Genomic DNA, 18,442 nt, shown 5'->3' with positions numbered 1-18,442 from the left:
ATTCAGTACAGCCAAAGGTCGATCACTACTTGAGGGTTGAAAGACCGTTCTGGAAACATTCCCAGAAACAGACGAAACATAGTAGAAATCCGGTGACGGAGCCGGTTCTAAATTTGTCCCAAACCTTCCCGGAAACGCGGAAGCGACACGCCGCAGCTTATCGGGAATATGGCCATCTAGTCGAGTATGCCCAAGCACTCTACATCGATATCAAACCAATTAGCGGTGGATCAACCGACCCGGGACGCTAACCGCAATCGAACCCTTGCCGATCAAGCCGACCCAACCACGGAGAAGATGCTGTTGCCGTCACTTGAGGACGGCATCACGCTGCTCGACGTCGAGGGAGGCCGCGGCGTCCCAATCTTGCAATCGCTCGTGCTCGACCATCTCCTTTTGCACGACGGGCCCGCCTTCTGGGTCGACGCGAACGGCCACGCGACGACGACCACGCTCGCCCAAATCGCCCCCAGCCAGCGGTTGCTCAACCGGATCCACGTCGCGCGCGGGTTCACCGCCTACCAGCACTACGGCACCGTCTGCGATCTCCCGACGGCGGTGAACCAATCTATCCGGAGATCTACCGCAGACACCGGGACGAGCAGTCGACAGTCGACGGCTCGCAACGAGGACGCGTCCTCGCACACCCCGTCGCTCATCGTCGCCCCGGCAGTCGATGCGCAGTACCGCACTGACGACACGCTCGGAGACGCCCACGCCGGGACACTCCAAGCGCGAACGCTCGCTCGACTGGCGACCTACGCGGATGGGTACGAGGTGCCGGTGCTCGTTACTCGCAGCAAAGCGGACGAGTTCGCGGCGCCGGTCGCGACAGCCGCTGATCGCCGTCTCGAGTGCGAGCAGACCCGGATGGGGCCACGGTTCACGGGTGAGGAGTTCGAGACGCTCGTCTATCCCGTCGACGATGGGGCATACTACCAGACGACGTTTACCTACTGGCGTCAGGTACTCGGCGCACGTGCCGAACAGGTCGGGCTGGAACCGGCCTCGCCCTCCACCCCGACCACGACCTCCGACGGCGTCGGAACGGGGATGACGGCCAACGGAACGACCGCATCACTCACTGCGAACCCACTACTCGATGCCTGGACGAGTGCTGGAGGGCGATAGTAATGGGGCGCACCAATCCGACGTATCGGGATGCGCTGCGAACTATCGAGGAGCGATGGACGGATTTCCGTCGGGCGCTCCGTCGTCGCGACCAACCGCGCTTCGACCAGCTGTTCGAGTACGCTCGCGAGCACGCCGACGCGAGTGGCCTGTTGAACCACCAAAACCCGCTGTTGCCGGCGCTGATCAGCATCGATCTCGAACAGGAAGCCCGACTCGATGAACACGAAGACCGCCTCGCTGAACTCGAAAACGCACTCAACGAGGCGGACGATCGGCAACAACACTCCGAGGCAGGTACAACGGAGGACGGATTGTACTGATGGTTTTTAGTACGGGGTACTAGACCGTTCGTATGGCAACGGATCGTTTTCAGAGAATCAACGACTTGGAATCAGGTGATCGAATTCGAATCCACCTTACCGGAGACGGTCCGGTTGAGGCTGGCGGTGTGACGTTTCAGAATCCGTGGGAGACCTCCGTCGGAAGCGTACACGAAGAGAGAAAGGACCCCCGGAAGGGAGATGAGGTCCGACATATCGAATTTCATCGGACAGTGCGTCTCGATGCACCTGACGAGATCGTGCCGCCTGATCGCATCGTGTTGAAAACTGCACATCGGATGGAGCAGGAGAACACACTTCGGCTGACATTCAAACAGCTGATCGAAGATAGTCCCGGTCACTATACTCTCCATGCCCTGGGACTCGAGGATCTCGAGGTTCTCGAATGAATTTGTATCGAATACAGCGCCTCAGTACCGTAATTAGTAGACTTAACCAACATCCCGTAGCAAGCGTGGGTTTTGTTGGTTAAGATGGACGGAGAAGGGGATCAGCGCCCCGGAAGTGTTTGTGGAAAATGGATGGAAAGCCCCAAATTCGCGTTCCACGCCCTTCGCAGCCGTGTCACACAGATTCCCTGAACTCCGGAAGCAACACACTGCCGATTATCGGGTGAGCGTACGTTGGCGTGCCTATGCTGGAGGACGATAGATAGAAAATGCCATTCACATTCGATTTCCTTGATGATGGCCGTGTCCTCGAATGGGAGACGACGGCTGACGGCGCCGTCGCGACCGAACGCGAAGACTACTCGCCGCGCTTCTACGTCGCATCCCGCGCACCAGATGACGAGATCGACCTCACGAGACTCCGCAGCGTGTACGAACGGCACCCGGACGTCGTCGCGACCGATATCGTCGCCCGGCGGCCAGGCTTCCGTCGCGACGACGAGGACGTCCTCGCCGTCGACGTTGTCCACATCGATCGGATCACCTCGCTGGCTCGACAGGCACGCCAGCTGTCCGAGTACCCTGTGGGGGATCTCGCCTGCTTCAATGTCGATCTCTCGCGGGAGTTTCGGTACTGTCTCGAGAACGATGTAGATCCGACGCCAACGAGCGATCTCTCGACGCTGCGACTCGACGTCCCACTCACAGAGACAACAGGCGATGCGTATACCGAACTTGCCGTCGGCGGCGAGACGGTCACGGGCCCGCCAGCAGATATCCTGACGACAGTCCAAGCTGCGCTTGACGACCACGATCCGGACGTCCTCGTCTGCTCGACGAGCGAGATCGTCCCGACCCTGTACGAGATGGCTGCCAGCAATGGCGCCGACAATTTCTCGTTGAGCCGGACCCCAGAGGGCGATTTCCAGCAGCTCGCGAGCCGCTCGACCTACGCGAGCTACGGCCGCGTCGGGCACTCGCCGGCGCGCTACAACGTGCCCGGAAGAGCAATCATCGACCGATCGAACACGTTCTTCTTTGGCGAGACCAACATCGACGGCGTCCTCGACCTGGTCTCGCGGTCGCGCAAGCCGATACAGGAGGCAGCCTGGGCGTCGATCGGCAACATCCTCACAGCCATCCAGATCTGTGAAGCCCACGAACGCGGCGTCCTCGTCCCGTGGCACTCCTGGCGCCACGAGAAATTCAAATCAACAGGGGTGCTCCACGATGCCGATCGTGGTGGGTTCATCTTCGCACCTGAGGTCGGACTCCACGAGGATGTCCACGAACTCGATTTCTCCTCGTTGTATCCGAACATCATCTGCACGCACAACGTCTCGCCGGACGTGATTCGCTGCGAGTGCCATCGCGACCGCGAGGACGTCCCCGGACTCGGGTACTCGATCTGTGACGACCGGGGCTACCTCGTCGACGTCCTCCAGCCGATCATCGATGCGCGCGACGAGATCAAAGCCGCCATCCGTCGCGAACAAGAGCGTGACGAGCCTGATGAGGAGCGCCTCGACGAACTCGAAGGGCGGTCGGGGGCGCTGAAGTGGATCCTCGTCGCCTGCTTTGGGTACCAAGGCTTTAACAACGCCAAATACGGGCGCATCGAGTGCCACGAGGCAATCAATGCGTTCGCGCGCGAGATTTTGTTGACGGCGAAGCAACGCCTCGAAGCCGGCGGCTGGCGTGTCGTCCACGGCATCGTCGACTCCATCTGGGTGACCCCAAACCCCGACGTCGACGACGAGGACCGCGAGTCCCTCGAGGCCCTCGCGACCGAGATCACCGAAGCAGTCGACATCCGCCTCGAGTATGAATCGCACTATGACTGGGTGGCGTTCGTCCCACAACGCGAGAGCGACGCCGGCGCACTAACGAAGTATTTCGGAAAGGTCGTCGATGAGGACGAGTTCAAGATCAGAGGCATCGAAGCCCGCCAGCGGTCGACGCCACCATTTATTGAGGACGTCCAGCGAGAATGCCTCGATCGCCTCGATACGACGCAGTCACCAGAGGCAGTCCTCAGCTGTCTCGACCGTGCAGTCTCGAAACTCCATGCCGGTGAGGTAGCGGTGGAGCGACTCGTCGAACGGAATCGTGTCTCCAAACCACTCGACGGCTATACCCAGAACACACAGAACGTCGCAGCGCTGAAACGGGCTCGCGACCAGGACCTCGCTGTCCATCCCGGGCAAGATATTGAGTACGTCGTGGTTGATGACGAGAAATCCTCACGGGAACGCGTCGTACTCGCCCACGAAGAGGTCGAAACATACGATCCATCGTATTACGAGACACAACTCGTCCGCGCTGTCGAAAGCGTCCTCTCGCCCTTGGGTTGGGATCAGACGGATATTCGACGGAGTCTCGCCGAGACACGAGAGGTAGAGTTGACCGATTTTACAATGACCTGGAATGGATGACCTTGTTCTGAGATGCCGATAGCGGCTCTTTACCACCATATTTCGGTTTTATCGATAGATGGACCCATGAGATACATGGGTCAATGGACGGAGATCGTCTTCGGTGAGAAAAAACCACAAGTGGGCGACAACGTCGACACCCCCCGGAGTGTGAATGGTGGAGTGATATGTATTCATATTGTGAATCTCTTTCTCTAAGCCGAATCCATTCACACTGAGGGGGGAGTACCCTGGATCAGTTACACCCCCCTCAGTGTGAATGGGATTTGAAATCAATCACACCGTGGGTGGACAACCTATATGTGAATGGGATGAATTGGTCCGGCTATGCCAAACAACGAATCCACGCAAACGACCGTCGACGAGATCTTGAATGTCGACGAGGACAACGAAGAAGACGAATCGAATATTTTTGAAAAACCGTGGCTGCTCGAAATCGATAACGTACCAGACGCCAACCGGATCGTCGGCCGTGACGACCACATCACGTTCTTGGCGAAGAATCTCCGGAAAATGCGGACGAACAGCGTTCCGGACAACGTTCTAGAGTGGGGTGAAACCGGGACAGGGAAGACACTAGTTGCAAGGCACGTCTGTGAGCGCCTCGAAGCAGCAACGGACGGGACGGATTCGCCCATCGTTACAGCCTACATTAACCCGGACCCGATTTCTACGTATACCTCCACCTTCCGAAAGATTGCAGAACAGGTGAACGCCAAAGCGGAAAACCCGCTTGAAGTTCCCTATCAGGGCCTTTCAGCAGAACACTACCGGGATCAGAAGTTGTGGCCCGTCGTTCAGCGGGAATTCTCGGGTGGGCTCGTCGTCATTATCGACGAAATCGACAAGCACGGCGAGGTCAACGAAGTACTCTACACGCTTTCACGGACACAATCGAAAGACGACGTGGATTTCCCAGTCCTCACGATCGGGATTTCAAACGACATCGAATTCAAAGGCGAAATCGAGTCCCGGGTGCAATCCACACTCCAACCGGAACACCGAACGTTCACGCCGTACGAAGAAGATCAGCTTATCGCGATCCTCGAGAATCGCCGCGACGCGTTTTACGACGGAGTCCTCGATGACGAAGTGATACCAACAACAGCCGAACTCGCAGCTGAAGAACACGGAGACGCTCGACGCGCAGTTCGATTGTTCCGCAATGCGGGTGAAATTGCCGACGAGGAAGGAGACGACATCGTGACCGCTGAGCACGTCCACGAGGCCGACGAACTCGTCGAGGTCGAACTCTTTATGGAAATGGTGAAAGGGACGCCGTTGTCCGGGAAGTTACTCCTCTTTGCACTCACACGACTTGATCGGAACAACCCGGAGAAGGAGTGGTTCCGTACGTCCGAGATCCACGAGGTGTACCAAACAGTCGCAAGAGATGTTGAAGTGGAGCCGAAGGGGTACAATCGCGCACTTGAACTCCTGAACAAACACGTGACGACTGGCGTTCTCGAATCCAAGAAGAAGGAAGGCGGCGATCAAGGAAAGTTCAGATCGTACTCACTCCAGGGTGACGTCGAGAGCACTCGAACTGGGCTGATCAATTCGACACCGGAGCTCCAGACGTTGATGGGATGGTGACACCCCCACCCCTCGGTGTGAATGGTATGGCATAGGGGATGGCAGCTGTTTAGATGACGCTGGTGTCGTTGGAGAGCCGTTAGCAGTCTCGTGAGGTTGAAACAACCCGTAGAGCGGGTAATACGGTAAAATTGGCTGTTTGCAGTGGTTGGCTAGTGTGTCGCACCGCAGTAATAGATAATTTTAATACACACGAGTCTAAACAGTCCTCCGAGTAGTATCCTGTTTAAAGGCAAGGCACTTGTGCCGAAGCCGACGCGCCAGCGCGGAGGCGGAGGGGCGTCCGCGCTGGTCGGGTTCCGCTATTAGGAGCAGCTTAATCGTGGTGCCCCACGTGGTGGGACCATTCACACTGAGGGGTGTGGGGGTGGGATATCCGCCAAACCGTTTCGCTGGCACCGCTTTGCCTCGTCTTCCAATGACGAAATGGAACGCCGTGTTGAGGAGGGTGGCTGCCCATTCACACCGAGGGGTGTCGGACTGACGGGTCCCATTCACACTCCGGGGGGACCCCTTTCGTCCACGACATTCTGCAGCCATCGCCAATCGGGTACTGGGCTATCGAATACCAGCCGACTTCGCCAGCGAACGTCAGGTCACAGGTGTCCGCTCAGAGGGTGGCAACACACTCGACGAGCTCGTCTTCAGTAGTCCACCGGCATAACCGACCGCCATCGTCCAACATCTCAAAAATCGCCGTCTGCATACCACTATACGGATTCTCACTCGTCACTCCGGTCTCAACGTCCTCCAGGTCGAGTGGTTCGTATTCGCGCTTGAATACGTGCGTTTTCGCGAAATATTCCTCCAGGGCCGTGAAATACCCCTGTTCGACCAGAAATCCTCCCTGGGCGTGTTCGGCGACACCGACGATCGTATCCGTATAATCAGCGAGCAGACGGAACTTGAGATAGGTATTCGTCCACTCACTTCTGATGTCGACCATCAAAAATGCATACGCGCCGGCCCGCCGATTGAGGCGATCTTTCACGAGTTGGAGACGGCGAATCTCGGGTTGACCATAGCTGCCGAGGACAAAGTACGAATGCTCAGCCGAGAAGATCGGCGTGAGCTCCGCAACACTCTGTTTCAGCGCTTCGTACTCCGCCGGCGTGAGTGAGGTCTCGTGAAGATACTCCTCGGCCTTCGCAGCGAGTTCATCAACAGTGACTGGATCCTCACTCATCTACCCGTGCATACTCGGATAGCGTGCTTTAATGTGGCGACCTCATCATAGACCGATTCGCTCCTACTCGATTCGTATTAGGGCGAAACGCTTTTGCACGCACCACCCGAACAACGAAGTAATGAGTACCTCCGATCAGCCGCCAAGCGATCTCGATTCCGTACGGGAGCGACTCAACGTCGTCACCCAGGAGACGCGGTTCGCGCTCCTCCAGGACATCCTCGGGCATCCGTCGGAACTACCGACGCTGAAGGAACTCGACTACGTCAACCCGAGCAAGAGCCAGACGACGATTCGCCAGCACCTCCAGCAGCTCGTCGACGCCGGCGTCGTCGAGGAGGTGCTCTTGCCCGAGGACCGCCGGCAGAACGACCTCCCGTACAAGTTCTACGGGATCAGTGAGAGCGGCCGGCAGTTCCTCGAGGACCACAAGCTCCTCCGCGCACAAGACACGCTTCGAGAAATCTACGACCGGGTCGAGAAGACCGACGACATCAAACGGTACGAGACTGCCCCGCGACCCGAGCGCTGACACTCCTTCTTCACTTCGTCCCGTCGCCACGGCTGTGGTCTGTCCCGCTACTGCGAACGGAGTCGATCGCCGCCTTCTGAGGCTCATGGATACAGACGGAAGTCTCTCATTCCGTCATTTCGGACGCAGTCGGGTATTGTGCAGCAGGGCATCACTGGTGCTGTCCTAGTTCACGAGTGCTTCGTTGCTCAGACGGCCCGTTCGGTCAGAAAGCCTATATCAGTATAGTATAGCGTCCGTAGTATGCCCGAATGCCAGAACTGCGGGTCCTTCGTTACTGCACAGTATGCTCGTGTGTTTACCCCGGATAATGTCGATACGCCACGGGTGTGTCCGTACTGTCCGGACAAACTCCGCGACGGTGCCGACGTCCGCTCTGCGCGGTCAAACCGGCGCTCTGCGTAACGTAGGGTGTGATTCCCTGATTTGATTTCGTCTTAGTGAGCGAACACATTGCTATCGGGCGGGTGGCCCCGATCGGTTCAGTCGCCCGGCTTGACTGGACCTTTGTATTTGGAGGTTACCGTTTCGCCCTCTCGCCACTGCCAGTAGTAGTAGCGGTTATCGTTGATTTCCTTGATCGTGATCGTTGCCTTGGTAAGGACGTCGTCCGGGAGATCGGGTGGGCGCTCTTCGTCCTCGTCGTCGTTGTCCGACTCGAGACGGTCCGTTCGCTCTTTGTACTCGGCCAACGCTTCCGCATAGCGTGATACGTGGCGGAGTTGGTCTGAGGAGTATTCGTTGAGGGTGTCGACGATGTCCGCCGGAAGGTCTGCCGGCGGCGTCGGTGGCTCGTAGGACATTGGGACCCTTCGTATTAACCAACACAACTCGCCAGAGCCATAGATTGTTGGTTAATCACCGGCCTCCCTCAATTCCGATGGTACGTTGTGAGATACTGTTCGATGAGGGTAGAAACCGCGTGGCTGAATCGATCAATCTCGTGAGCGAGAATCTTGAACTCGAGGATGGAAGAGTGAGGGTGGATCTGCCACGAAGACGGATATGAGTGAATGAAAAAGCTGTACTCGCCGTAGAAGTCATCGAGGCGGGAGGGAAGCTCGTGGTGCCAGAGCGAATCCAAGTAACCGATGACGTGATTGTTGGATGGGAACGGCGGTACGAGGTAGTTGGCTTTGATGTCAAGTAGTTCGTCGGTGAGAGTATCGATGAACTCCTCGTCAAGCTGGCCAAGCCGTCGCCCCTCTTTCAGTGATCGGACGACATTCTGTATCGTGCGGCGAACGCCAGGCTTGAGATGGGCAGGGTTGACAGGAGTCACGAACGATTCGACCGACTCGGTGGTCTCTACTTCGAGTCCTGCCAGCGCGATGTAGAGCGGGTAGGAGAGGTTCGTCTTGAGCACTTCGGTGATGGTACCCTTGGTGATGCCGTACTTGTCGTCGTAGCTGAGTCGTGACCGGGTACTGTGGTCGTAGAGACGGTCCCGGAGCTGACTGCGCTGTGTCTCAAAACTCGGAGTCTGTCGACCTCTAACCCAGTCATACCATTGCTGATTAGCGGACAAGAATGGACGTGGCGGGGTATGCGCCGGTACTGAGGAGTCATCGTAGATGGTAGCGTACTCTGCGTTGATGAACAGGAGATCGTCGAACACCGACCAGCTCAAATTCTCCAAGAGCTTCCGTAGTTCTCGGTAGCACGGCGGGATCGAACCGCGGTCTGCAAGCACATCGATATTGGTGATGATGCTTTCCATCTCCAGCAGGTAGAGATGCACTGCGGGGAAGGTATTGAACCGTTGCCACGTCGTCCGCCGCCAGTACGTTTGGAGTTCGTCACGCCATTCGTCGATCTTGGAGAGCAACGTCTCCGTCGTCTTTGTGATCGAGTCCTTCTCCGATTCAACTCGCGCTTTGACAGCCTCCTGCACCTGCTTTCTCGACGCAATTGAATCCGATTGCGATTTGCTGGCCACTTCCGAGACCGGGTATTTTGAGCCGTGGAGATAGTGGTATTTCTCCTCTAGCGTCGCTTCGTCTGTCTCTGCGAACGAGTCGAGAAAGGCATCGAACTTGGAGCTATCCAGTCCATGGATTTGGAGCCCATAGTACGGCTGGGGGCGTGATGAGGACCGGTCAACAATTCGGAGCTGGAGGAAGTCCAGCCCCATCTCATCAAGTGCCTCATTATATCGCTCTGTGACTTCGAGCGCCGTCTTGTACTGGTTCTCGGGATCATTCGGATAGGCTTCGGGCACTTCGTGCAGTACCTTCGAGAAGAACGCGTCGACGAGATGGTTCGGGAAGTCCACATAGTGGTTCCGGACGTTGCCCTCGATCGTGAAATACTGGTTTTCGCTCGCATCGGGCGAAGGTCCGGACGTCTGCGTTAAATACGGCCAATCCATAACGAGAGCTACCTCTACAATTGCCCATTGTAGACTCGATATTTAATCTCTGTCAGTGATTGAGAGTACCGGTGAAGTTCGGTGGACTTGGTGGTGCCCTACACGGTACTTGCAATGCCAGTGAAGTACCCATGGGCCATATCTAGCTGGTCCCGATCAACCTCATCGGCTTCGGCCCGGAAATGGAGAAGCGCGTTCCGCGTCTCGCGAATATCTTCAAGCAGGCTTTCGACCATATCGCGTTCCTGTGAGAGGCGTGGTGGCAGGTGATCGAGGTTTCGCATTATGAACATCCGATAGTCATCGAACGAGAAGTCTTCGGGGCAATCAGGCGTCTCATAGCTCTCGTCATGCTCAGCGCGATCGGCGAACGTCTCGTCGATAGCCTGGTCTAGGTCATCAAAGGATGCACGGAACAGGTGGCGGAGACTTTCCTCGATCTCGCCAATCTGGAGGAACGGTTCGACCTGATGTTCGAGGAAATAGAGGATATCGTAGCGGGTCAGGATCCCGTCCAGGCCATCTTGGTCGCCAATCAGGACATAGTCATCCTCGGCAAGCGTATCGAACAACTCGAAAATATCGTGGTCTCGGTCCACGAACTCGGGATTCGTATTCAGGGCGATTTTGACGGAGGTCTCCTCGACCCGCGGATCGTCCATTGACTTCACGTATTTTGCGACCGATTTGTACGTGACTGTACCCTCAACACCATCATCGCTCACCACTGGGAGCTGGTCAAAATCGTGTTCCAGCATGAGCGTCAAGGCATTCTGAATCGAGTCATCCAGATCGACAGTTACGGGCTCATCTGGTGTCGCGGCCGTTCTGTGGCTGAGAACGTCGGCCGCCGTGAAGAATTCCATAGCTCGACTAATGTCGTACGTGTCCTTCTACATTGGGGACATCCTGGAGAACGAACCGAACAAGTGGATTGCAGCGACGGGAGTAGACGACGTTCCGAGGTAGACGATATGCTCCGAAAAAACGGTCCCTCGGCGAAAAGGCCTCAAATCGATGTCTTTGGGAGTCGCCCGTCGGGCCGTGGAACACTGCCGCGCTTGATCTCGAGATCGACTCTCCGCAGATGCTTGCATCCTCCATCGGGTGCTCGCTGCTGCCAGTCGGGACAGGAACACGACTCACTGACGACGTCGACTTCGTATCGGTTTCCCGACCCGGATCGCACCTCATACCGACCGCCTTTTTCGAGCAACGAAATCGACATTTCCTCGGTGACGGCTCGCCTCGTTCGGGGATCGAGATCGTCGCTTTGAGAAGAAGACTCTGCGACGACCATCCGATCACGCATATCTCCTGTCTGGCCCCCGTCAGGCGTAGCGGCGTCAGGGCTCTGCAGCCGGTCAACCAGCCGGGCTTCGATCGGATGCCCCTCTCGCCACAGGTAGTGGACTTCGCGACGGTCTCGGTGGTCATAGGACCCGCAGGCGGCAGCGTCACCGGACCAGACGCGCCATGCGCCGAGTGCTCCCATCGCGTCGACGATGGTTCGAGGAACCGTCTCGTACTCGGCAGGATAGAAAATGCGGAACCGAGTGCACCCTTCTTGCGGCGGAATATGGTCCCACCACTCGACGGCGTCACTCCAGCTGTCGAACATCGCTTCGTCGCTCCCGTATCCGACGGTTACCCCGTCGAGTTGCAAGGCGTGAGGTCGTTCTCCGGTCTCGCCTTCGAGGAGTCGGAGGACAGCGTATCGGAGGTACTCGTGGGCCTGGTTGTCCGCCGATTGCGCGACTTGATTGTGCTGCTCTGCGACGCGCTCGGCTTCCTCGAGAACTGCCGTGAGATATCGATCAGTCATGGTTTGACGGAGGGTGAGATGCGCCTCCGCCCTTCGGCGGGCGCTGAAAAACTTAACCAACAAAGTGAGTGACCGACGAATCTGTTGGTTAAACCCGCGAAGTCAGCTGCTCAGCCTTCGAGAACGTCGATGAGTTCCTCTGCCGTCCGACTGATCCGCCCGAGTCGGTCGCGAACGACCTCGGAATCGTCCGACTCCCACGCAGCGAGGTAGAACGCCGACCCGCTAGTATCCAGTCCACAGTACCGCCCGACGACGTACGCGACGGCCTCGGCCTCGACTTCGCGTTTCGCTCGCTCGGTGTCGTCGTCGATGTCGAAGTGGAGCAGAGCGTGGGCGTACTCGTGAATTAGCGTCCGCGCGAGGTCGGCCTCGTTCTCCCGATCACGCACCTCGACGAGCGGCTGGACGTCGACGAGGCTCAGCTGCTCGCAGATGCCCTTCGCCTCGCCGTGGGTCCACTCCTCGGCTGGAACGATCCGCACCGTCACGCCGAGGTCGTCAGCGGCGACAGTCAACTGTTCGACGAGGTCGCCGGCGTCCCCGGTCGCTTCCGTGTCGAAGTCGGGAAGCGGCTCGCCTTCGGTCTGGGAGACGTCGAACACCGGCGCAGGCTTGAACCCGACCAGGCCCTCGGACCACTCCTCGGGCGGCGTCTCATCGTACTCACAGTCGCTTTCCTCGTGGTAGCTCGGCGAGTTCTCGCATTCCGGGCACTGCTTGGTGATGATCGGCGCCCAGATCCAGATGGCTGACTCGCCCTCTGTGACGTGGCGGTCGAACTCCTCCTGCCACGTCCGGTAGCCCGCCACCCGGCTGGCCTCGGGACACTGCCGCTTGATGAGGAGCGTGTTCCGATACGAGTAGTCGTGGAAGCGACTCTGGACGTCAAGCCACTCCTGGAACTCCGCGCTGGCCTGCGCGTCGTCGACGCCGGCGACGAGGTCGTCGATCCACTGTTCGATCGTACTGTTCATCTCGTCGGATCGCGTGTCGGTCTGGTCGAAGGAGACCCACGAATCACTGGTCGTAGCCATTGTGTTCACCGAATCAAGTTCACGGCAACTGCGTCTGCTCAGACCGCGCCGCACCCCTCAGGGGCGTTCAAAAAACCGCTCTGGCGGTCAGCGGAGCTCGTGGCGTTCGTCCGCAAAGCCAACCGAGACGAGGTACTCAAGGAACTCGTCAAACCGCTCGACATCGCCAGGCGTGTCGGTCGCAAGGTGACGCGCCCACTCGATGGCCCACTGAAAGGCGGGATCCGTGCCGCCCTTGCCGTGGATGTACCACCACCGGGCCGCTTTCAGCACTACCAGCGGATTCGTCGGCGGCTTCTCACTGGCGAGCCCACGGGTGATGGACTCGATTTCGTCGGGGACGTCGGCGGGATCGATCACCGCTGATTGCGTGTTGTCGATATCGACCGGGATCTCGTCGATCGAGACGTTGTCGGGACTCTGTTGTTGACTCACTGGAAGTCACCTCTGAGGGCTATCGAAGGAGCCCTCGCCCTCTCCGGGGCACGAAAAACAGTCGAACCAGATGCCCTCTACTGTCAACTCCCAACGGTGATTTACGCCGAAATCCTGTTTTCAGCGGTCATTCAATATTCTGGAGAACGGTGCGTTTATTTGTCCGATCGCCGGAGATAGAAGTGAAACACGGGCGATGGAGTCCGCCTTCCCCAACCGCCGATACGGCTGATGACTCCTACTTTCGGCTCATCAGATGCTACGGAGACAACTCATTCGGCACGGGGAAGCGATCGTATTGATTACACTTGGTGGAATCGTCGGTGCGAACCTTCGATACGCTGTCGGGGCAGCAGCGGGTGACGCACTCCTGGTTACACTCCTCGTCAACACTCTCGGGAGCTTCGGACTTGGGTTACTCCTCTTCGATGCTCGAGCAGATGAGATCCTCACGAAACGGCTGCGTTATGTCTTCGGAACGGGCTTCTTTGCTTCGTTTACCACCTACAGCACGTTCGTGGCCGACATTGCGTTGACCGCACCGGAACTCGCAGTTCCATACATTATTGCCAGTTACGCATCCGGATTTGGCGGAGTCCTTGTCAGTCGAAAAATCGTAGCCAAAACGTCTAAAACCGCTATTCAGCCACCGACGCCGGGTGATGACTAATGGAGGTCCTGCTCATCAGTATTGGCGGAGCAGTCGGTGCAGTACTGCGTTATATGGTCGGACAGCTGATCGACAACACGTCGTTCCCGTGGGCCACTCTCGTGGTCAACGCACTCGGGAGCTTCATCCTCGGGTCAGTCATCTTCGGGGTGAGTGATTCCGACATCCTCCTCTTGGTGAGTGTCGGATTCTGTGGGGCGTTCACGACATTCTCGTCGTTTAGTTTTCAGACCGTTAGCCTCTGGGAGCAGGGCGAACAGAGAGCTGCATTTTTAAATGCGCTCGGCAATCTGACCGTCTCTCTGCTTGCGTTCGGAGCTGCGTGGCTTCTCATAGCCTAAGGACTGAGAAACCCTCGCTCACCAGTCGGTTCGGGAAGATCGGGAAGAGAATTGAACTCCACCTACGTCACGCCGGCGGGAGGTAGACGCTCTGCTGGACGGCGATTTGATTCGAACTGAGCGTAGAACTCCGCTTGTTAGTCAACCACTGGTTGGACTGGCAACCGCTCGAGGCGGCGATGGCACGGGATACAGAGAGTCAACAGGTTACTCGGGACATCTGCATCGTCGACCGACTGGTCTGGGTCGTCGTAGAACCGGCGTCGAGGAATCCGGTGGTGAACCGGAAGATCACGTCCGAAATTCTCGCGGTGAGCTTCGCGGCCCATACCGCAGCGTAGACAGGACTCGTTATCACGGGCGATGATTTCCTCACGAATCTGTGGCCAGTTCGAGCCAAACGGAACTGTCTCGGTATCTGACTGACGGTAGTTTTCTAGATAGTCCGGGTCGGCCGCTTGAAGGGCCGTTCGCCATGTTCCGAATTCACGCTGATACGGATCGATGGTGAACTTCCCGTGTTCGTTCATTTCCGTCGTTGCCGGTGGGTGGCCCAGCTCATTCGCAACAGCCCGCAATTCGGCTAATAACTCCTCCCGTGGAATTCGCCACCGCTTATTCGGCTCGAAACCGGCAACTCGTAGAGCTTCATTCCACGAACCGAATCGCTCCTGATAGACTGCCGCACTCCATTTCCCTTGGCTCTGCATCTCACCCTTCCGAGGGACATGACCTAGCTCTTCGGCGAGACTGTTGAGTTCGGATATCAGATCGTCCCCGCTCACATTCCACACGGAGTGAACTTCCAACCCGGCCTGCCGAAGAGCACGATTCCAGGTTCCAAACGCTCGCTTGTACGAATTCGAGGTGTAGGGGCCACTCCGGTCCATCTCATCTGTCGTGGGCGGTCGACCCAGTTTCTCGGCGAACCCCTGTAAGGCAGTAATGAGAGCCTTCTCGGAGAGGTTCATTTTGACATTCGGTTCAAAACCGGCCGCCTGTAGTGCTGAATTCCACCCTCCAAATCGCTTGCAGTATGTCTTCACCGAATACTCTCCATGAGTACCGTATTCGCGCTCTGACGGAGTTCCCCCTACGATGTCGGCAACTGATTTGAGATCAGTAAGAAGGTCCTCTTCGGGCGTCGGTGGTCGTCCGTTTGGATCGTTCGTTCCGGTCTGAAGTCCGGCAGCCTCAAGTGCGTTTTTCCACGACCCGAACCGATTCCCGTACGTCTTCGAAGCATGGGGCCCCGAATCGTCCATCTCACTCTGCGACGGGGGACGACCGAGTTCCTCAGCGAACTTCTGGAGCCGATTGAGGAGTTCATCGTCTGAGTACAGCTTCTTACCCATGATTTCTGAGAGGATTGAGTCACTCAGTTTGGTCCCGGCTCGGTATATGAATGTCTGCACTCACTCTATTCCAGATATTGATCGGAACCGCGGCTCGATGGGCAATTCTCGGAAGGCGGATGGCAGCTACCTCCACTTTTTCGAAGCGAGGGCCGACGACTAGGTTATACTGAAATTCAGTACTAAGACGCCTTGTTCGACGGTTTATGAATAGGCAGTTCGACGACGAAGACTGACCCCGTTGGGTTGTTGTCTTCGACCCACACGTCACCACCGAATTGGTCAGTTAGTAGATGGACGAGATATAGACCAATCCCCGATCCTGGACTGTCCAATCCTTTCTCCCCTTTCCCGAAGATTTGTTCTTTCTGTTGGTCAGGGATGCCAGGTCCATTATCTGCAATCCGGTACTGGACAGTCTCTGAACTCTCTTCACAGGAGACGGTGATCTCAGGGGTCTCCTTGTCGTTGTGTCGGACCGCATTCTCGAGGATATTCCGGAAAACCGAAGAAAGCATCTCGTTTGCCTGTACCGATACGTCGCAGAGTTCACCCGATACGTGAAACTGCGCGTTCGAGAACGAATCACGTACTGCAGCGAGCTCAGCGTCAAGAAGTGGCTGAAGCTGGATTTCTTCTAATTCAGCTGTTCCTTCTTCCGAGAGTGATTCAACGAACTCACGTGCGACCTCTGTGAACTGAATTACGTGCTGGGACTTCTGTAACACTCGGTCCAGAGCGTCTTCCCCATCTTCATCGATATGGTCTTTGAGGATCTCGGCCCATCCGAGAATCACGGTCATATCGTTCCGGATGTCGTGCCGAACCACGCGATTTAGGGCCTCGAGTTGTTCGGTTTTCTCTTCGAGTCGCTGTCGATACGACTCGCGTTCAGTTACGTCGGTAACCGTCACTAATTGGCCGGTCGTCACCTCTCCTGCTAAGAATGGCGTGCTCGACACGTCATAATACCGTGTTTCACCATCCTGCGTAACTGCTAGGATATCTTGTTTGGTGAGATGATCTGCGAGTGCGGTATTCACAGCCTCAAGCGGTTCGCCAAAGGAATCCTCAAGGGCTGGGAATAGTTTGCGAGCCGCTTGATTATAATCCTGGATCCGGGTTTCTTGGTCGAGGAAGATTGCGGGTTTATCTGACTCTCCGGTTAATCGAATTGCCTCAAAACGCTGTCTGTAGAAGAAGAGCGTTCCAACAGCGAAGAGGGCGACGCCAGGAGGCTCATACATTAATGGGAGCAGCCAGTCGACTTGACCACCAATAATCGTTGCAACAGCTGGGAGGCCTGAGAGTCCAACGAGCACAACGAGCGGACGGCTGTCACTGCCAGTATGATGGAACCGCTCCATCAGTACGAAGAATCCGACAGCGATGGCGGCATATGATAGCCCCAAGACGATCCAGTAGAGCAGTTCGTGATGGATCACGAGGTGCGGGAATGGTTCTGTGACCCATTCCGTCGTAAAGTAGAGATTGTGGAGTGGATTCGTGACTTTGAGAGCGGTGAAAAAGAGGAACGTCCCGAGTATGAGGTTTCGGAATGGGGCGTGCCGAGGTGGCCGACCGGTATATGCAGCACAAAAGTAGAGCCAGGCACCAACGGCGACGAACGCAAAGATGAAGCCAAATATATAGAAAGCGAGTTTCCCGGCACGCGTCGGTGCGAGAAGATAGCCAATGTACCCTCCAGACCACAGAGCAACGGAACCGAGGAAGACGATCAGTCCTTCACGTGTCTCCGGATGCTGTATCTTCCGTGCTTGTGGAATAGTCGCCACGCAGGCAATCGCAGATAGTGCGAAAATTATGACGTGACCTAGAAGGAGGGGATTCATTATCCAGATAAAGGGTTGTTCTCGGGGTATTAAATAACGGTTTGGAACAGCCCTCTTTCAGGGGGATATCCGGGCTTCTTCCGGCCACTAGGCATTCCTCCTCTCGGTTGACACCAGAGTTAGCGTCCAACTCATAAGGCTCCAACAGTACTGGTACAGCCGATTAACCAACAATAGGAGAACTCACGCGGAGCTTGTTGGTTAAGAATAGGGCTTAATCTTCGTCCTCACGCAGCTCTTCAGCCTTCCACTTGAGCCGGCGCAGGATCTGCGTCCGATTCTGGTGGGCGTTCTCGTAGGCAACGCACTCCTGGAGGGTTTCCATATCCGGAATCGTCGCGATACCGGCCTTGATCAGGCGTGTGTTCGGCGCTTCCAGACGCTTCTCTGGAGGGAATTCGTTACTCTCTTTGTCGTCAGTGGTCCCCATCTCGAAGAGCCTCCACCTCTTTAGGGCCGACACAAACAACTCTCCGGACGATAACGCCTCACCTCTAGTAGAGATGAAACCGATACAACGGTTACCGTAACGGTCATTCCCCGCGAGTGTTTACAGGCCCGTATGGAGCGAAAGACGATTTCCGTCACCGGGATGTCGTGCAACGGGTGCGAACAGAACGTGGAGACCGCCCTGCGAAACCTCGACGGTGTGAGTCGGGTCGAGGCCAATCACGACGCTGACACGGTCGACGTAGTCCTCGAGGATGGAGTCTCAGACGACGACGTGAACGCGGCAATCGAACAGGCTGGCTACGACGTAAAGGCTTAATCGGCTGTCACTCGGCCGGCTCCACGTTCGCCGTCGGTGCGTTCTTCTATAGTAACCGGTAGAACTTTTTACTCAGAGATAGTTGCAGTAGCTAGTGAATCATCTCGACGAGATCTCCGTCGAGGAATTGCAAGACGCTCTCGACAACGTGGACGGAAAGAAGCCGACACAAC

General features: G+C 56.9%; 20 protein-coding genes and 1 riboswitch. Of the genes, 10 read left to right on the top strand and 10 right to left on the bottom strand.

All coding sequences use genetic code 11. The features are described from left to right. Window positions 1–186: 186 nt before the first annotated feature. From NDI79_RS23330 to NDI79_RS23310, 5 genes are all read left to right on the top strand, one after another. Window positions 187–1,131 (top strand): hypothetical protein, encoded by a 945-nt coding sequence (locus NDI79_RS23330; RefSeq protein ID WP_313696092.1) that lies wholly within the window; start codon window positions 187–189, stop codon window positions 1,129–1,131. A 2-nt stretch (window positions 1,132–1,133) separates the two neighbouring features. Beyond that, on the top strand, window positions 1,134–1,454 hold the full coding sequence (locus NDI79_RS23325) for a DUF8156 family protein (RefSeq protein WP_144800144.1): 321 nt from the start codon (window positions 1,134–1,136) through the stop codon (window positions 1,452–1,454). Window positions 1,455–1,486: 32 nt separating this feature from the next. Continuing rightward, entirely contained in the window at window positions 1,487–1,864 is a 378-nt protein-coding gene (locus NDI79_RS23320; protein ID WP_310931032.1) for a hypothetical protein, read from the top strand. A gap of 269 nt (window positions 1,865–2,133) precedes the next feature. Beyond that, window positions 2,134–4,299, top strand: a complete 2,166-nt coding sequence (locus NDI79_RS23315; RefSeq protein WP_310931031.1) for a type B DNA-directed DNA polymerase — start codon at window positions 2,134–2,136, stop codon at window positions 4,297–4,299. Window positions 4,300–4,626: 327 nt separating this feature from the next. Continuing rightward, a complete protein-coding gene (locus NDI79_RS23310) occupies window positions 4,627–5,895 on the top strand; it encodes an orc1/cdc6 family replication initiation protein (protein WP_310931030.1) in 1,269 nt (422 codons plus the stop codon). Between the two features lie 610 nt (window positions 5,896–6,505). Here NDI79_RS23310 and NDI79_RS23305 read toward each other — a convergent pair. After that, window positions 6,506–7,081 (bottom strand): DUF8170 family protein, encoded by a 576-nt coding sequence (locus tag NDI79_RS23305; RefSeq protein WP_310931029.1) that lies wholly within the window; start codon window positions 7,079–7,081, stop codon window positions 6,506–6,508. A 121-nt stretch (window positions 7,082–7,202) separates the two neighbouring features. Between NDI79_RS23305 and NDI79_RS23300 the strand changes: the two genes are divergently transcribed. Both NDI79_RS23300 and NDI79_RS23745 read left to right on the top strand, forming a co-directional pair. Then, on the top strand, window positions 7,203–7,613 hold the full coding sequence (locus NDI79_RS23300) for a helix-turn-helix domain-containing protein (protein WP_310931028.1): 411 nt from the start codon (window positions 7,203–7,205) through the stop codon (window positions 7,611–7,613). A 243-nt stretch (window positions 7,614–7,856) separates the two neighbouring features. Next, window positions 7,857–8,018 (top strand): DUF7563 family protein, encoded by a 162-nt coding sequence (locus NDI79_RS23745; RefSeq protein WP_425499669.1) that lies wholly within the window; start codon window positions 7,857–7,859, stop codon window positions 8,016–8,018. A gap of 77 nt (window positions 8,019–8,095) precedes the next feature. Here NDI79_RS23745 and NDI79_RS23295 read toward each other — a convergent pair whose 3' ends face one another. The 6 genes from NDI79_RS23295 to NDI79_RS23270 form a co-directional block, all read right to left on the bottom strand. Then, on the bottom strand, window positions 8,096–8,416 hold the full coding sequence (locus NDI79_RS23295) for a DUF6788 family protein (protein ID WP_310931027.1): 321 nt from the start codon (window positions 8,414–8,416) through the stop codon (window positions 8,096–8,098). Between the two features lie 68 nt (window positions 8,417–8,484). Beyond that, complete coding sequence (locus NDI79_RS23290) at window positions 8,485–9,984, bottom strand: hypothetical protein (protein ID WP_310931026.1); 1,500 nt, start codon at window positions 9,982–9,984, stop codon at window positions 8,485–8,487. 98 nt (window positions 9,985–10,082) lie between these two features. Next, entirely contained in the window at window positions 10,083–10,850 is a 768-nt protein-coding gene (locus NDI79_RS23285; protein WP_310931025.1) for a CBS domain-containing protein, read from the bottom strand. Window positions 10,851–10,993: 143 nt separating this feature from the next. Next, window positions 10,994–11,809: a hypothetical protein gene (locus NDI79_RS23280; RefSeq protein ID WP_310931024.1), complete on the bottom strand. Its 816-nt coding sequence runs from the start codon at window positions 11,807–11,809 to the stop codon at window positions 10,994–10,996. A 110-nt stretch (window positions 11,810–11,919) separates the two neighbouring features. Next, window positions 11,920–12,846 (bottom strand): ArdC-like ssDNA-binding domain-containing protein, encoded by a 927-nt coding sequence (locus tag NDI79_RS23275; RefSeq protein ID WP_310931023.1) that lies wholly within the window; start codon window positions 12,844–12,846, stop codon window positions 11,920–11,922. Window positions 12,847–12,933: 87 nt separating this feature from the next. Then, window positions 12,934–13,281 carry a DUF8013 domain-containing protein gene (locus NDI79_RS23270; RefSeq protein ID WP_310931021.1) on the bottom strand — a complete coding sequence of 116 codons (348 nt, stop codon included), beginning with the start codon at window positions 13,279–13,281 and terminating at the stop codon, window positions 12,934–12,936. Window positions 13,282–13,464: 183 nt separating this feature from the next. Then, a riboswitch (Fluoride riboswitch) is annotated at window positions 13,465–13,529 on the top strand. 8 nt (window positions 13,530–13,537) lie between these two features. Between NDI79_RS23270 and NDI79_RS23740 the strand changes: the two genes are divergently transcribed. Beyond that, complete coding sequence (locus tag NDI79_RS23740) at window positions 13,538–13,951, top strand: CrcB family protein (RefSeq protein ID WP_425499668.1); 414 nt, start codon at window positions 13,538–13,540, stop codon at window positions 13,949–13,951. Next, a complete protein-coding gene (gene crcB / locus NDI79_RS23265) occupies window positions 13,951–14,292 on the top strand; it encodes a fluoride efflux transporter CrcB (RefSeq protein WP_310931019.1) in 342 nt (113 codons plus the stop codon). The genes NDI79_RS23740 and crcB overlap by 1 nt, the downstream gene beginning before the upstream one ends. Window positions 14,293–14,429: 137 nt before the next feature. Here the strand turns inward: crcB and NDI79_RS23260 are convergent, their stop codons facing one another. From NDI79_RS23260 to NDI79_RS23250, 3 genes are all read right to left on the bottom strand, one after another. Then, the gene (locus NDI79_RS23260) at window positions 14,430–15,647 is read right to left on the bottom strand and encodes a homing endonuclease associated repeat-containing protein (RefSeq protein ID WP_310931017.1); all 1,218 of its coding nucleotides are present in this window, start codon (window positions 15,645–15,647) and stop codon (window positions 14,430–14,432) included. Window positions 15,648–15,829: 182 nt separating this feature from the next. Then, window positions 15,830–17,500: a sensor histidine kinase gene (locus tag NDI79_RS23255; RefSeq protein WP_310931015.1), complete on the bottom strand. Its 1,671-nt coding sequence runs from the start codon at window positions 17,498–17,500 to the stop codon at window positions 15,830–15,832. A 214-nt stretch (window positions 17,501–17,714) separates the two neighbouring features. Next, complete coding sequence (locus tag NDI79_RS23250) at window positions 17,715–17,930, bottom strand: DUF8129 domain-containing protein (RefSeq protein WP_310931013.1); 216 nt, start codon at window positions 17,928–17,930, stop codon at window positions 17,715–17,717. Window positions 17,931–18,062: 132 nt separating this feature from the next. Between NDI79_RS23250 and NDI79_RS23245 the strand changes: the two genes are divergently transcribed. Continuing rightward, on the top strand, window positions 18,063–18,269 hold the full coding sequence (locus NDI79_RS23245; protein WP_310931012.1) for a heavy-metal-associated domain-containing protein: 207 nt from the start codon (window positions 18,063–18,065) through the stop codon (window positions 18,267–18,269). The last annotated feature ends 173 nt before the right edge of the window (window positions 18,270–18,442 follow it).

The organism is Halogeometricum sp. S3BR5-2 (genome assembly GCF_031624635.1).
In the GTDB taxonomy this organism is placed as follows: Archaea; Halobacteriota; Halobacteria; order Halobacteriales; family Haloferacaceae; genus Halogeometricum; species Halogeometricum luteum.
Note: the sequence above shows the minus strand (reverse complement) of the source record. Positions and strands in the feature narration are given on the sequence as shown.

What these genes read in the sequence shown, in the direction of transcription:
- NDI79_RS23330 (WP_313696092.1), top strand. Translation starts at nt 187, where the DNA reads ATGCCCAAGCACTCTACATCGATATCAAACCAATTAGCGGTGGATCAA.
- NDI79_RS23325 (WP_144800144.1), top strand. Translation starts at nt 1,134, where the DNA reads ATGGGGCGCACCAATCCGACGTATCGGGATGCGCTGCGAACTATCGAG.
- NDI79_RS23320 (WP_310931032.1), top strand. Translation starts at nt 1,487, where the DNA reads ATGGCAACGGATCGTTTTCAGAGAATCAACGACTTGGAATCAGGTGAT.
- NDI79_RS23315 (WP_310931031.1), top strand. Translation starts at nt 2,134, where the DNA reads ATGCCATTCACATTCGATTTCCTTGATGATGGCCGTGTCCTCGAATGG.
- NDI79_RS23310 (WP_310931030.1), top strand. Translation starts at nt 4,627, where the DNA reads ATGCCAAACAACGAATCCACGCAAACGACCGTCGACGAGATCTTGAAT.
- NDI79_RS23305 (WP_310931029.1), bottom strand. Translation starts at nt 7,081, where the DNA reads ATGAGTGAGGATCCAGTCACTGTTGATGAACTCGCTGCGAAGGCCGAG.
- NDI79_RS23300 (WP_310931028.1), top strand. Translation starts at nt 7,203, where the DNA reads ATGAGTACCTCCGATCAGCCGCCAAGCGATCTCGATTCCGTACGGGAG.
- NDI79_RS23745 (WP_425499669.1), top strand. Translation starts at nt 7,857, where the DNA reads ATGCCCGAATGCCAGAACTGCGGGTCCTTCGTTACTGCACAGTATGCT.
- NDI79_RS23295 (WP_310931027.1), bottom strand. Translation starts at nt 8,416, where the DNA reads ATGTCCTACGAGCCACCGACGCCGCCGGCAGACCTTCCGGCGGACATC.
- NDI79_RS23290 (WP_310931026.1), bottom strand. Translation starts at nt 9,984, where the DNA reads ATGGATTGGCCGTATTTAACGCAGACGTCCGGACCTTCGCCCGATGCG.
- NDI79_RS23285 (WP_310931025.1), bottom strand. Translation starts at nt 10,850, where the DNA reads ATGGAATTCTTCACGGCGGCCGACGTTCTCAGCCACAGAACGGCCGCG.
- NDI79_RS23280 (WP_310931024.1), bottom strand. Translation starts at nt 11,809, where the DNA reads ATGACTGATCGATATCTCACGGCAGTTCTCGAGGAAGCCGAGCGCGTC.
- NDI79_RS23275 (WP_310931023.1), bottom strand. Translation starts at nt 12,846, where the DNA reads ATGGCTACGACCAGTGATTCGTGGGTCTCCTTCGACCAGACCGACACG.
- NDI79_RS23740 (WP_425499668.1), top strand. Translation starts at nt 13,538, where the DNA reads ATGCTACGGAGACAACTCATTCGGCACGGGGAAGCGATCGTATTGATT.
- crcB (WP_310931019.1), top strand. Translation starts at nt 13,951, where the DNA reads ATGGAGGTCCTGCTCATCAGTATTGGCGGAGCAGTCGGTGCAGTACTG.
- NDI79_RS23260 (WP_310931017.1), bottom strand. Translation starts at nt 15,647, where the DNA reads ATGGGTAAGAAGCTGTACTCAGACGATGAACTCCTCAATCGGCTCCAG.
- NDI79_RS23255 (WP_310931015.1), bottom strand. Translation starts at nt 17,500, where the DNA reads ATGAATCCCCTCCTTCTAGGTCACGTCATAATTTTCGCACTATCTGCG.
- NDI79_RS23250 (WP_310931013.1), bottom strand. Translation starts at nt 17,930, where the DNA reads ATGGGGACCACTGACGACAAAGAGAGTAACGAATTCCCTCCAGAGAAG.
- NDI79_RS23245 (WP_310931012.1), top strand. Translation starts at nt 18,063, where the DNA reads ATGGAGCGAAAGACGATTTCCGTCACCGGGATGTCGTGCAACGGGTGC.